Genomic DNA, 13,258 nt, shown 5'->3' with positions numbered 1-13,258 from the left:
GCTCGCGAGCGAACGCGCAGGGACAAGCATAGCGGCCCGCGGGCCAGATGCCGAACCGAGGCGGGCGGCGGCAGAACCACCCTCGGCCCACCCGCTCCGAGGGCCGCGATCGGCTTGTCGGCATTTGTGCCGACACGTAGAGTACCCCTGACGCCGACGACGGCCGAGGGGCCGGGGCCTGACAGCACGGGCCCGTTCACCCTTGCCGAACACGCCCTCCGACGGTCGCCGCGTCACGTGCCCCACGATCGAACGCCGCACCCGAACGGTGGCGTCCGAGGGGCTCGTCGCCGGCACCGACGCCGGCCTCCACACCCCCCTCGGTGCCGAACCCCTGATCCCGGCACCGCGGGGTTCTCATGCGCGCGCGTTCGGGCCGCCGCTTGAGGTCACCGGTCGTCCCGGCGAGCTGGTTACTCGCCGGGACGACTCTCGGTCGGTGCGCCTAGTTCGAGCCGAACGCCACGGAGCAGGTCTGGTCGGCGGCCGTCTGGCCGGTCAGGCCCTCGATGACCTCGGTCGACGGGGCCGTGGTCTGCGACCCCGTGCCCGGGTCGGCCGGAGCCGCCGTGTCGGCGGGAGCCGCCGTGTCGGCGGGGGCGGTCGTGTCGCCCGTGGCCGGCGGGGTCGTCGCCGTCGGCGCCTGCGTCGCGGCCGGGGCCGTGCTCTCGGAACCGATGCCGGTGCTGCCCTCGGGGATCGAGAACGGCACGTCGCTCCGGACGGCGTCGAACAACTGCTTCGCGACGACCGTGTTCGGCTGCACCTTGCCCGCGTAGACCCCGGTGCCGCCGGTGGTGCCCGGGTACTGCACGAAGTTCACGTCGTCGAGCGGCAGGTCGCGCAACGCGAGTCCGATCTGCACCATGGTGTCGATCTTGGTGAGGCCCTCCGAGAGGGTCATGTTGCTCGCCGCGGCGCGGGCGAGCGAGTAGAGCTTCGTCGGGTTGCTCAGGGTGTCGGCGCTCTTGACCGTCCGCAGCAACGACGAGAGGTAGACCTGCTGGCTGCTGATGCGGCCGAGGTCCGAGCCGTCGCCGACGCCGTGCCGGGTGCGCAGGAAGGCGAGGGCGTCGGCCCCCGAGAGGACCGACTCGCCGGCGGGGATGTCGAGGCCCGTGTAGCGGTCCTCGATGGGGGTGGCCGCACAGACCGGGACGCCGCCGATGGCGTTCGACATCTCGATGACGCCGTTGAACGAGATCATCCCGGCGAAGGGGATGTCGAGGCCGGTCAGGGCCGACACGGTCGAGGCGACGCAGCTCAGGCCGCCGTACGAGTAGGCCTCGTTGATGGGACGGGCCGCCATGGCCGAGTAGTACCCCGAGCCGTCCTCCTTCGCGCACGACGGGATCGGCACGACCAGGTCGCGCGGGATGCTGACGGCCGTCGCGTTGCTATGGTCGGCCGAGACGTGCAGCAGGATGTTGACGTCGTTGAGGGTGGCGTCGCGCTTGCCGAAGGCCCCCTCGTCCTGGCTGGCGTCGTTGTCGGTGCCGACCACGAGGATGTTGAACCCGCCCTCGTACTCGCTGATCGACGGCGGTGCGGCCTTGTTGGTCTGGCCCTTCGCCGCCTGCAGCTCGACACCCGTGCCGAGGTCGCTGCGCACCTGGTACGCCGCGATGGCGCCGACCGAGGCGCCGCTGACGAGCAGGACCGCCACCGAGGCCGCGACGACCTTCGTGACGGCCCGCACCGCGCCTCCGTCCTTGAGGCGCCCATGACGGGCCACGCCCGTCGACACGGGGGCGGGGCGGCGCCAGAAGGGGGCCTTCTGGGGGCGGGCGGCTCGGCGGCCACGGCCGGATCGGTCGCGAAGGTCGCTCACGCGGTGTCCTCTCGGTCATCGAGGGCGCCGGACGCCCGCCCGGACCGGAGTGACTGGATCGGTCCCCCGGGTCTGGTGGGCAGGATGGCGCCGTTCGGTGTACGGGCAGAAGAAGAGTGTACGCAGACCACCCTGGGTGAGCCCGACGTCAACCGACCTTGCGGTTCGCGACGAGCGCCACCGCGTACGAGGCGTGCCAGGTGCCGGCCGACGGGCCGCCGTTGCACTCGCCGTCGCTCGCCCCGGGGGTCTTGATCCAGAGCAGCGCGTCGAGCTTCGTCGTGCCGCCCTGCACCGACGGCGCCGACCCCAGACCGGCGCCGGGGGCGTTGCACCACGTGCCCTTCCAGCCGCGACCGTTGCGCGACGTGTCGATCACGTAACGGGCGCCTCCTGCCGCTTGGGAGACCTTCTCGGCGTACGCACGCTCGGCCTCGACCGGGTAGTAGTTCGAGACGTTGGTCGCGAAGCCCCGCGCCCGGTCGACTCCCGCGGCCTTGAGGCGCGCGGCCATCGTCTGCGGCGGCACCCAGTTCGAGTTGCCGGCGTCGATGTAGGCCGGCACCCCGGCGTCGGCGAGAGCCCGCACGGCCGCCGCGATGGTCGCCTCGCGCCCGTTCGTCTGGGTGGGGCAGTTGCTGATCAACGCGAGGGCGTCGGGCTCGACGACCACCGCGGCACGGTGGCCCGAGAGACGCGAGGCGACGAGCTGGTTCCAGCGCAGGTACGCCGCGTTGTCGGCCGATCCGCCGGCCGAGTGGCTGCCGCAGTCGCGGTTGGGGATGTTGTAGGTGACGAAGACCGGGGTCGTCCCCTTCTTCTCGGCGGCGGCGACGGTCGCGTCGATCTTCTTCACGAGCTGGGCGTCGGAGAACCAACCGCCGAGCCAGGTCGCGACCGACTGCTGCGCGATCGTCCTGGCCGCGGAGGCCTCGGCGGTGCGCCCCTGCGACGAGAGCGTCGTCGCGGCCCGGGCGGCCTCGCCGTTCGCGTCGACGAAGAGGCCGCCCTTGTACAGGGTGGCGCTGCTCGCGGTGCGGATGGTCTGCGGGGTCGTCGTGGCGCTCGAGCGCGCGGCGGCCTTCGACGTGGACGTCGGCGTGGGGCCGGCGGCGTGGGCGGCGGTCGGGGTGGCGGCGAGGCCGGCCACGAGGGCGACGGCGGCGCCGATGACGACGGCGGCGCGGGTCGTCGGGGTCATGTGGGTCATGGGTGTCGGTCCTGGAGTCGAGGGCCCGGGCGGTGTTCGGCCCGCCCGGGGTGCCGGCCGGTGCGAGGCCGCATCGGAAGGCTCGAACAGTGCAACACGCGGGCGCGACGGCGTTCAGTCCCTGTTCGGGGGGACGGGGCGTTCCCCTTCGGGGGGCACGCGTGGTCGTCGCGGAGCCCGACCTGGGACACTGGACCGGCGGTCGCGGACGCTCCCGCACGCACCGGCCCCCGGAGGACCACATGAACGGCGAGACCAACCGAGACGCCTGGCGGGACTCGGTCGAGACCTGACTCAAGGGCGACGAGCGCAACGACGTCTTCGACGCCTACCTCGACTGGTACCGCGCGCCCGTCAGCGGCGACACCGACGACTGGACCCGCGACTTCTTCGTCCTGCCCGCCGTCGGCTCGGACGTGCTGCACAAGCACGCCGGCTTCGTCGACGGCGACTCCCCCGTCTCGGTCGACGACACCACCTGGCGCGAGCTCAGCACGCTGATCGGCGAGGCCTTCTCGACCTACGCCGCCGCCAAGGCCTGACGGCCCCCACCCCGGGAGGCGCGGTGCAGGCCCCCGGCCTCACCGCGCCGTGTCGAGGGCGCGGCCCGTCCGGCGGAGGGCGTGGGATTCGAACCCACGAGACATCTCTGCCCACTTGTTTTCAAGACAAGCTCCATCGGCCGCTCGGACAGCCCTCCCGGTGGCCTGGTGAGCTACGCCGCCACGATGTGGGCACAGCACCACGTTTTACCGTGGCGTCGTGTCCATCTCGTGGCGGGGTGCGGGCACCGGGCAACCGGGCCCGAGTCTAACCGCTCAGAGCGTGGCGAGCACTTCGGCGAGACCGTCGTCGAGGTCGCTCGCCGTCTGCTCGCCGGCCGCGGCCACGACGTCGTCGGGGGCCTGGCCCATGGCGACGCCGCGCCCCTCGGCGGCGGCCCAGCGCAGCATGTCGATGTCGTTGCGCCCGTCGCCCGCGGCGAGCACCTGTGAGCGCGGCACGTCGAGCCACTGCCGCACGCGCTCGAGCGCCGTCGCCTTGGTGACGCCGTCGGGGGCGATGTCGAGCCACGCCGTCCAGCCGACGTTGTAGTTGACGTGTTGCAGCCCCATGCGCTCGACGACCGAGAGGAAGTCCTCGGTGTCGTGGTCGGGCGAGACCACGACCACCCGGGTGGCGGGCCGCCGGACGAGGTCGTCGAACTCGACCTTCTCGGCGTTCAAGGCCGCCGCCGCGGCCGGGAACGTGCCGCAGTACCGCAGCAGCCCTTCTTGGTCCTCGACGGCGTAGCCGGCACCGGCGTCGGCCAGGGCCTCGCGGATCGTCGACAGCACCTCGGTCGGGTCGAACTCCTCGACGTGCACGCGGCGGTAACCGGACGGCGCCGACTCGTCGCGCCCCAGGGTGATCGCGCCGTTCGCGCAGACGACGTAGTCGGACACGAGGCCGAGGCGCTCCATGACGGGCAGCGTCATCGACACCGACCGCCCGGTCGCGATCATGACCTGGTGGCCCTCGTCGTGCAGGCGCGTGATCTCACCGAGCACGCCCTCGGAGATCGACCCGTCTTCGGGCATGATCGTGCCGTCGACGTCGAGTGCGACGAGCCACCGGTCGGCGGCCGACACGGGCTCGCCGTCGGGCTGGGTGGCGTCGGCCTGGCTCATGCGACCGGCTCGATGACCTCGAGGCCGCCGAGGTAGCCGCGCAGGGCCTCGGGCACGACGACCGAACCGTCGGCCCGCTGGTGCGTCTCGAGGATCGCGACGAGCCAGCGCGTCGTGGCCAGGGTGCCGTTGAGGGTCGCGACGGGGGCGGTCTTGCCGCTCTCGGTGCGGTAACGGGTGTCGAGGCGGCGGGCCTGGAACGTGGTGCAGTTCGACGTGCTGCTCAGCTCGCGGTAGGTGCCCTGCGTCGGCACCCAGGCCTCGATGTCGAACTTGCGGGCGGCGCTCGAGCCGAGGTCGCCGGCCGCGACGTCGATGACGCGGTAGCTGAGGCCGAGCGCCTGCATCATGGTCTCTTGGAACCCGACGAGCGCGTCGTGCTCGGCCTCGGCCTGGTCGGGGTGCACGTAGCTGAACATCTCGAGCTTGTTGAACTGGTGCACCCGCAAGATGCCCCGGTTGTCTTTGCCGGCGGCCCCGGCCTCGCGGCGGTAGCAGGTCGACCAGCCGGCGTAGCGGATCGGGCCAGCCTCGACGTCGAGGATCTCGTCGGAGTGGTACCCGGCGAGCGCGACCTCGCTCGTGCCCGTGAGGTAGAGGTCGTCGGCGGGCAGGTGGTAGACCTCGTCGGCGTGCGACCCCAAGAACCCCGTGCCCGCCATGACCTCGGGTCGCACCAGCGTCGGGGTGATCAGGGGCGTGAAGTCGTTCGCCAGCGCGAGGTCGAGCGCCATGTTCATCAGGCCGAGCTCGAGGCGGGCGCCGATGCCGCGCAAGAAGTAGAAGCGTGAGCCCGACACCTTGGTGCCGCGCTTGATGTCGATCGCGCCGAGCTTCTCGCCGAGGTCGGCGTGGTCGAGCGGCTCGAAATCGAAGGAAGGGCGGGTGCCGTGCTCGCGGAGCGTCACGAAGTCCGCTTCGCCACCGGCCGGCACGCCGTCGACGATGACGTTGCCGATGCCGCGCGCGGCCGTGTCGAAGACCGCATCGGCCTCGTTCGAGGCGACCTGCGCCTCCTTCACGCGGGCGGCGAGTTGCTGCGCCTGCGCGACCAGCGCCTTCTTCTCGTCTTTCGGTGCCTTGGCGACGGTCTTGCCGAAGGCGTTCTGCTCGGCCCGCAGCTCTTCGAACGAGGCGATGGCGGCCCGGCGGGCCTGATCGGCCGCCACGGCGTCGTCGACGAGCGACTCGGAGTCGCCCCGGGCCCGCTGGCTCTGCTTGACGAGGTCGGGGGATTCACGAAGCAACTGGGGATCGATCACCCGCCCATCCTAGGCAACGGCACCCGCGCGGCCGACGATCTGCACAGAGCCATCGCCATCCCGTTACCTCGCCGGGTCACGTCCAATACGCTCGCCCCATGACCGCCACCTCCCCCGCCCCCGCCGAGCGCGCCTCCGCGCCCGAGCCCGAGACGGCTCGCCAGACCGCCGCGGTCGTCTACAACCCGATCAAGGTCGACCTCGACGCGATCAAGACGGCCGTCGAGCGCCACGAGTTCTCGAACGACTGGGCCCCCACCAAGTACTACGAGACCAGCAAAGAAGACCCGGGCGGCGAGGTCACGAAGCAGGCCCTTGCCGACGGCGCCGACATGGTCATCGCGGCCGGCGGCGACGGCACCGTCCGCGCGGTGGCCGAGGCCCTGCAGGGCACCGACGCGTCGCTGGCCCTGCTGCCCTCGGGCACCGGCAACCTGCTGGCGCGCAACCTCGACCTCTCGCTCGACAACCTCGACGACTCGATCGCCACGGCCTTCAGCGGTCGTGACCGCGACATCGACCTCGGCGTCGTCGACATCGAGCGTGAAGACGGTTCGCGCGAGACCAAGGCGTTCGTCGTCATGGCCGGCGTCGGCCTCGACGCCAAGATGCTCGCGAACACCAACGACGACCTCAAGAAGCGGGTCGGCTGGCTCGCCTACGTCGACGCCATCGCCCGCGCCCTGCGCGACGACAACAAGATCGACGTCCGCTACGAGCTCGACGACCAGGGCCGCAAGTCGATGCGCGCCCACACGATCATCGTCGGCAACTGCGGGCTGCTGCCCGCGAACATCATGCTGCTGCCCGACGCCGCGGTCGACGACGGCATCTTCGACATCGTCGCCCTGCGCCCCGAGGGCTTCTTCGGCTGGGTTCAGATCTGGGTCAAGATCGTGTGGGAGAACGGCGTGCTGCGTCGCACCCAGGTCGGCCGTCGCATCCTCGCCGCCAACAGCCGTGAGGTGCGCACCCTGCGCTACAACAAGGGCAAGAAGCTCGTCCTGCGCCTCGACTCCCCCCAGGACTTCGAGATCGACGGCGACTCGGTCGGCAAGGCCGTCGCCCTGCGCGCGGTGGTCGACCCGGGCGGGCTGACCGTCCGCGTGCCGGCCGACTCCTGATCACCGTCCGTCACCCCACGACGCCTCCTTCCCCCTACCCGGAGCCCGGGTCGCGGGACGGGGGCGTCCGTGCGTCAGCGCAGGCCGCTGATCAGGCCCCGTAGCCAGTCACGGGCCTCGACGAACGCCTCGTCGACGTAGCGCGACGAGACCTCGGCAGGGGCCCCGTCGGCGCGCGGGTACGACCCGAGGAACATCACGTTCGGGCTGAACCGCTTGAGCCCGAGCAGCGCGTCGGCGACGCGCTCGTCGAGCACGTGCCCCTCGAGGTCGATGACGAACCGGTACCGGCCGAGGGCGTCGCCGATCGGTCGCGACTGGATGAGGCTCAGGTTGATGCCGCGCGTCGCGAACTGCTCGAGCATGTCGACCAGCGCACCCGAGCCGTCGGTCGGCAGCTCGACGATCAGGCTGGTCTTGTCGGCCCCGGTCGCGGGCGGCACGGGCACGGTGCGACTGACCAGCACGAAGCGCGTGACGGCCTGGTCGTTGTCGCCGATCTCGCGGGCGAGCACCTCGAGGTCGTGGTGGTCGGTGATGCCGGGAGGCGCGACCGCGGCGTCCGCGGAGCCCCCGGCCCCGCCCGCCTCGAGCAGCGACGCGGCGGCGGCCACGTTCGACGAGGCCGGCAGGTGCCCGTGGCCCGGCAGGGTGCGTTCGAGCCAGCGGTGGGTCTGCGCGTAGGCGACCGGGTGCGCGTTGACGAGCCGCACCTCCTCGAGGCGCGTCCCGGGTCGGGCGACGAGCACGAAGTTCACGCGGACCAGGTACTCGCCCACGATGCGCAGGCCCGGCACCGTGGCGAGGGCGTCCTGCGTGGCGCTGACGCCGCCCTCGACGCTGTTCTCGATGGCGATCATCGCCGCGGTGCTGACGCCCGAGACGACGTCGGCGAGCGCCTCTCCGACGTTGTTGACGCTCTTCCAGGTGGCGCCGACGGCCTCGGGCACCTGCTTCAGCGCCGCCTCGGTGAAGGTGCCCGCGGGCCCGAGGTAGCTGTAGGTCGTCGAGGAGGCGCGGGTCGGCATGTCGAGGAGCCTACTGAGAGCCGTCGGGGCACCGCGACGAAGGTCGTCGGCTGGTGCCAGGATGTCCCCATGACCGACCGTGCCGGAACCCCCGCAGAAGCCAGCGACCTGATCGACCCCGAAGCGGTCTCGGCCGCGTACTACGACCTCGTCCCCGACGTGACGAAGGTCGAGCAGAAGGTCGTCTTCGGCACCTCGGGTCACCGCGGCTCGTCGCTCGACGCGGCGTTCAACGAGACCCACATCGCCGCCATCACGCAGGCGATCGTCGAGTACCGCGCCGGGCAGGGCATCACCGGCCCGCTGTTCATCGGGCGCGACACCCACATCTTGAGCGGCCCGGCCGAGCGCACCGCCGTCGAGGTGCTGACCGGCAACGACGTCACGGTGCTGGCCGACGCCGAGGGCGGCTACGTGCCGACTCCTGCGCTGAGCCACGCGATCCTGGTCTACAACAACGACCCGGCGAACACCGACAAGGCCGACGGCATCGTCGTCACCCCGAGCCACAACCCGCCCCGTGACGGCGGCTTCAAGTACAACCCGCCGCACGGCGGCCCGGCCGACAGCGACGCCACCACGTGGATCGCGAACCGGGCCAACGACATCATCGCCGCCAGCAACGTCGACGTGAAGCGCGGCGTCGGCACCCCCGGCCGCCACGACTTCCTGCGCGGCTACGTGGGCGACCTCGTCAACATCATCGACATCGACGCCATCAAGGCGGCCGGCGTCAAGATCGGTGCCGATCCGCTCGGCGGCGCGAGCGTCGAGTACTGGGGCGCCATCCGCGACGTCTACGGCCTCGACCTGACCGTCACGAACCCGGGCGTCGACCCGACCTGGCGCTTCATGACGCTCGACTGGGACGGCAAGATCCGCATGGACCCGTCGAGCCCCTCGGCCATGGCCAGCGTCGTGCACCGCAAGGACGAGTTCGACGTGCTGACCGGCAACGACGCCGACGCCGACCGCCACGGCATCGTCACGCCCGACGGCGGCCTGATGAACCCGAACCACTACCTCGCCGTGGCCATCGACTACCTCTACACGCACCGCCCCGAGTGGCGCGACGACGCGGCGATCGGCAAGACCCTCGTCTCGTCGAGCATCATCGACAAGGTCGCCGAGTCGCACGGGCGTCGCCTGTGGGAGGTCCCGGTCGGGTTCAAGTGGTTCGTCCCGGGCCTGGTCGACGGCTCGGTCGCGTTCGGTGGCGAAGAGAGCGCCGGTGCGTCCTTCCTGCGCAAGGACGGCACCGTCTGGACGACCGACAAAGACGGAATCCTGCTGGCCCTGCTCGCGAGCGAGATCATCGCCGTGACGGGCAAGACCCCCTCGCAGCTGTACACCGAGCTGGTCGAGAAGTTCGGCGACCCGGTGTACCAACGGGTCGACGCGGCCGCCACCAAAGAGCAGAAGACCCGTCTGGGCAAGCTCGACGGCGACGCCATCGAGGCCACCGAGCTGGCGGGCGACCGCATCACGGCCAAGCTCAGCAAGGCTCCGGGCAACGATGCGGCCGTCGGGGGCGTCAAGGTCGTCACCGACAAGGCCTGGTTCGCCGCCCGCCCGAGCGGCACCGAGGACGTCTACAAGATCTACGCCGAGTCGTTCGAGGGCCCCGAGCACCTGGCCCGCGTGCAGGCCGAGGCCAAGACGATCGTCGACGCGGCGCTGGGCGCCTGAACCGGGCCTCCCGCATCGCCCGACGGGCTTGTCCGGCGACGACGGGCGACTACGGTCGCCCCTGTCCGCTGGACACGCCCGTCTTCCGGTGGCGGGCTCCGGCGTCAGCTGGCGCGGCGGGCCCGTCGGATGCGCACCGCGTCACGGACGAGCCGGGTGATGCCCCAGATGATCACCACGATGCCGATCGGCACGCCGAACAGGGCGAGCCCCTCGATGCGCCCCTGCCAGTCCCAGTAGCTGAAGGCCAGGAACGCCCCGACGCCGAGGGCGATGAAGACCAGACCGATGACGACGAGCTGCCAGCCCGTGGCGGGCTTCTCGTCAGAGGGCGGGCGTCGGACGAACACGTGCGTCAGCGGGCGTAGTCGGGAGCGGCGGGCAGGCCGAAGAACTCCTCGAGCGTGGTCACGCCCGTGTCGTGCATCTCGGTCGCGAGCGGCACGCCGACGTACCGGAAGTGCCAGGGCTCGTAGGTGAAGCCGGTCACGGCGACCTTGTCGGCCGGGTAGCGCAGCAAGAAGCCGAAGCGCCACGCGTTCGCCGCCAGCCACCGCCCCTGGGTCGTGTCGCCGAAGCACGCCTGCAGCGCGCAGCTCAGCGGCACCGGGCTGATGTCGAGGGCGAGCCCGGTCTGGTGCTCGCTGAAGCCCGGGCGTGCGCTCTGGGCGTCGGCCTGGGCCTGGCCGAGGCGCTGCACCCAGCCGGCGTAGACGCTGACCTGGGTGTCGTACGAACGGTAGGCGCTCTGCACCTGGAACGACCCGGCCCCCTCGGCCTCGCCGGCCTGGAACATCGCCACCACGGCGGCAGCGGGCTCGGCCCGCAGCGTGGGTGGGTTCTGGTGGACGACGTCGGGCGTGACGAGGTCGGTGGGTGCGTAGTCGACCGGATCGAGCGGACGCAGCTTGTCGCTGACGACCCAGAGGCTGGCGGGGTCGTCGACCGACAGGGCCGTCTTGTCGAACGCGGGTGTCGTGGGGGACGTGGGAGGCGCCTCCTCGGTCGGGGTCGGGGTCTCGGTGGCCGTCGGTGTCGCGGTCGCGGCCGACGTGCTCGGGGCCGGGCTCGAGCTCGGTTCGGATGCACCGCCCGAGCAGGCGGCGAGCAGGCCCGTGGTGAGGACGACGGCCAGGACGGTCGTCGCAGGGCGCGGCAGGGAGGGGCGTCGAGACATCGCGTCGAGCCTAGTCATGGGTGGCGTCAGGGCCGGCGTGCGAGGGAGGAACGGACGATCCCTCTTCTTGTCGAATTCTTGCCCGTGAAGTAACTTTGCGTACCGCGCAATGTCGAGTCGCGCCCCTCCTCACCAGACCGGAAGACATCATGTCGAGCGCTGTCCCCGCCCCCACGACCACGGCCCCCGCCGAACGCGAGGGCCTCATGACCCACCGTCAGATCCTCTACGTCATCTTCGGCCTGATGGCTGGCATGTTCCTCTCGGCCCTCGACCAGACGATCGTCGGCACCTCGATGCGCACGATCGCCGACGACCTCGACGGACTCAGCCTGCAAGCGTGGGTGACCACCGCCTACCTGGTCGTGTCGACCATCTCGACGCCGATCTACGGCAAGCTCAGCGACATCTTCGGCCGCCGACCGTTGTTCTTGATCGCCATCTCGATCTTCTTGCTCGGGTCGATCGCCGCCGGCTTCTCGGAGAGCATGTACCAGCTCGCGATCTTCCGGGCGATCCAGGGCATGGGCGCCGGCGGCCTCATGGCGCTGCCGCTGACGATCATGGGCGACATCCTGGCCCCGCGTGAACGCGCCAAGTACCAGGGGTACTTCCTGGCCGTCTTCGGCATCTCGAGCGTCATCGGGCCGCTCGTCGGGGGGCTCTTCGCCGGCGCCGACCAGATCCTCTTCGTCACCGGCTGGCGCTGGGTGTTCCTGATCAACGTGCCGATCGGCATCGTGGCCCTGTTCATCGTCGTGCGGTTCTTGCACATCCCCGGCCAGAAGCGCCGCGAGAACGTCCGCATCGACTGGTTCGGGGCCGCGGCCGTCATCGTGGCCGCCGTGCCGCTGCTGCTCGTGGCCGAACAAGGCCGCACCTGGGGTTGGAGCTCGCCCGGGGCCTTCGCGTGCTACGTGATCGGGGCCGTCGGCATCGTCGCGTTCGTGGTGATCGAGCGCTCGATGGGCGACGACGCCCTGATCCCGCTGAAGCTCTTCCGCAACGCGACCTTCTCGATGGCCACCGTGCTCGGCGTGCTCGTCGGCTTCGGCATGTTCGGCGCGCTGCTCACGGTGCCGCTGTACCTGCAGCTCGTGAACGGTGCCACGCCGACCGAGAGCGGCTTCCAGATGCTGCCGATGATCGCGGGCCTGATGATCTCGTCGATCGTCGCCGGCCAGCTCATCTCGCGCACCGGCAAGTACAAGGTCTTCCCGATCACGGGCACCGCGTTCATGGTCGCCGGGTTCTTCTGGTTCACGAACCTCTCGTTCGACAAGCCCTACTGGTTCATGATGGTCGGCATGCTGCTCGTCGGCCTGGGGCTCGGTCAGCTGATGCAGACGCTGACCATCGCCTCGCAGAACTCGGTCGGTGCTCGTGACATCGGCGTCGCGACCTCGGCGTCGACGTTCTTCCGACAGATCGGCGGAACGCTCGGCACCGCGGTGCTCTTCTCGGTGTTGTTCAGTCGCATCCCGCAGACGATCGCGGCGGCCTTCGCCGACTCGAGCCTGCAGGCCCGCGCCCAGGCGGCCCTCGCCGACCAGTCGGTGCTGTCCGACCCGGCCAACGCGGCGATCCTCAAGCTGTACCAGGCGGCGGGCAGCGGCGACACGTCGCAGGTGAGCGGGGCCCTCGACGGCAACACGTCGTTCCTCAACACGGCCGACCGACGACTGGCCGCGCCGTTCCTCGACGGCTTCGCGAACGCGGCCGTCACGGTGTTCTGGGTGGCCCTGGCCGTCGTCCTGGTCGCCTTCGTGCTGAGCTTCTTCCTCAAGGCCACGCCGCTGCGGCAGAAGTCGGCCATCGACGAGGCAGCCGACGACGCACGTGCCGCCGTCGCGGCCGACGCCGCCCTGTCGGCCCAGGCGGCCGCCGCCCGGACCGGCTCGCTCGTCGCACCCGACACGGGGTCGATCGACGTCGTGCCGGTCGGCGAACGCCACGACGAGGCAGCACCGGGGCGCTGAGCCCGGCACCGACGGGGTCCGCGCGCCGGTCGCCGCCGGTCGCCGGCGGTCGCCGCCGGTCGTCGGCCGACGACGGATGCGCGCGAGCTGGTGTCGCGAGGCGGCAGGTGTCGGGTAGCGTTCTCCCGGCGGTGCTTCGGCACCGAACGGATCGTCTCGCGTCCGGCGTTCCCTGCCCGTGAAGCTCACGCGGGAGGCGAGACGACCGAAGGCCGCATGCCCACCGGGCGTGCGGCCTTTCTCGTCACGGGACGCCCCACCGAATCGATCCCTGCGTGAAGCTCCGTT

The 13,258-nt window shown here is 71.1% G+C and carries 11 protein-coding genes and 1 tRNA gene; 4 read left to right on the top strand and 8 right to left on the bottom strand.

What is annotated here, in order from left to right:
* Positions 1–445 precede the first annotated feature (445 nt).
* Positions 446–1,831, bottom strand: a complete 1,386-nt coding sequence (locus ITJ55_RS15215) for an LCP family protein (RefSeq protein WP_194596167.1) — start codon at positions 1,829–1,831, stop codon at positions 446–448.
* Positions 1,832–1,979: 148 nt separating this feature from the next.
* Positions 1,980–3,041: a glycoside hydrolase family 6 protein gene (locus ITJ55_RS15210; RefSeq protein ID WP_194596166.1), complete on the bottom strand. Its 1,062-nt coding sequence runs from the start codon at positions 3,039–3,041 to the stop codon at positions 1,980–1,982.
* A 416-nt stretch (positions 3,042–3,457) separates the two neighbouring features.
* On the opposite strand from ITJ55_RS15210, the gene ITJ55_RS16335 reads away from it, so the two are divergent.
* The gene (locus ITJ55_RS16335; protein ID WP_255521300.1) at positions 3,458–3,583 is read left to right on the top strand and encodes a hypothetical protein; all 126 of its coding nucleotides are present in this window, start codon (positions 3,458–3,460) and stop codon (positions 3,581–3,583) included.
* Positions 3,584–3,656: 73 nt separating this feature from the next.
* Here the strand turns inward: ITJ55_RS16335 and ITJ55_RS15205 are convergent.
* From ITJ55_RS15205 to serS, 3 genes are all read right to left on the bottom strand, one after another.
* A tRNA-Ser gene (locus tag ITJ55_RS15205) sits at positions 3,657–3,741 on the bottom strand.
* Between the two features lie 118 nt (positions 3,742–3,859).
* Positions 3,860–4,711, bottom strand: a complete 852-nt coding sequence (locus ITJ55_RS15200; RefSeq protein WP_194596165.1) for an HAD family hydrolase — start codon at positions 4,709–4,711, stop codon at positions 3,860–3,862.
* Entirely contained in the window at positions 4,708–5,973 is a 1,266-nt protein-coding gene (serS, locus tag ITJ55_RS15195; RefSeq protein WP_194596164.1) for a serine--tRNA ligase, read from the bottom strand. The genes ITJ55_RS15200 and serS overlap by 4 nt, the downstream gene beginning before the upstream one ends.
* A gap of 98 nt (positions 5,974–6,071) precedes the next feature.
* Here serS and ITJ55_RS15190 point away from each other — a divergent pair, with 98 nt between their 5' ends.
* Positions 6,072–7,097 carry a diacylglycerol kinase family protein gene (locus ITJ55_RS15190; protein ID WP_194596163.1) on the top strand — a complete coding sequence of 342 codons (1,026 nt, stop codon included), beginning with the start codon at positions 6,072–6,074 and terminating at the stop codon, positions 7,095–7,097.
* A gap of 74 nt (positions 7,098–7,171) precedes the next feature.
* Here the strand turns inward: ITJ55_RS15190 and pheA are convergent, their stop codons facing one another.
* Positions 7,172–8,125 carry a prephenate dehydratase gene (pheA, locus tag ITJ55_RS15185; RefSeq protein WP_194596162.1) on the bottom strand — a complete coding sequence of 318 codons (954 nt, stop codon included), beginning with the start codon at positions 8,123–8,125 and terminating at the stop codon, positions 7,172–7,174.
* A 69-nt stretch (positions 8,126–8,194) separates the two neighbouring features.
* Between pheA and pgm the strand changes: the two genes are divergently transcribed.
* On the top strand, positions 8,195–9,814 hold the full coding sequence (pgm, locus tag ITJ55_RS15180) for a phosphoglucomutase (alpha-D-glucose-1,6-bisphosphate-dependent) (RefSeq protein WP_194596161.1): 1,620 nt from the start codon (positions 8,195–8,197) through the stop codon (positions 9,812–9,814).
* 104 nt (positions 9,815–9,918) lie between these two features.
* Here pgm and ITJ55_RS15175 read toward each other — a convergent pair whose 3' ends face one another.
* Together ITJ55_RS15175 and ITJ55_RS15170 are read right to left on the bottom strand one after the other, a co-directional pair.
* Positions 9,919–10,164: a hypothetical protein gene (locus tag ITJ55_RS15175; protein ID WP_194596160.1), complete on the bottom strand. Its 246-nt coding sequence runs from the start codon at positions 10,162–10,164 to the stop codon at positions 9,919–9,921.
* Between the two features lie 5 nt (positions 10,165–10,169).
* The gene (locus ITJ55_RS15170) at positions 10,170–10,991 is read right to left on the bottom strand and encodes a M15 family metallopeptidase (protein WP_194596159.1); all 822 of its coding nucleotides are present in this window, start codon (positions 10,989–10,991) and stop codon (positions 10,170–10,172) included.
* Between the two features lie 149 nt (positions 10,992–11,140).
* On the opposite strand from ITJ55_RS15170, the gene ITJ55_RS15165 reads away from it, so the two are divergent.
* Complete coding sequence (locus ITJ55_RS15165; protein WP_194596158.1) at positions 11,141–12,970, top strand: MDR family MFS transporter; 1,830 nt, start codon at positions 11,141–11,143, stop codon at positions 12,968–12,970.
* The last annotated feature ends 288 nt before the right edge of the window (positions 12,971–13,258 follow it).

This window comes from Frigoribacterium sp. VKM Ac-1396 (assembly GCF_015350895.1).
In the GTDB taxonomy this organism is placed as follows: Bacteria; Actinomycetota; Actinomycetes; order Actinomycetales; family Microbacteriaceae; genus Frigoribacterium.
This window is presented reverse-complemented; position numbering and strand designations above follow the sequence as displayed.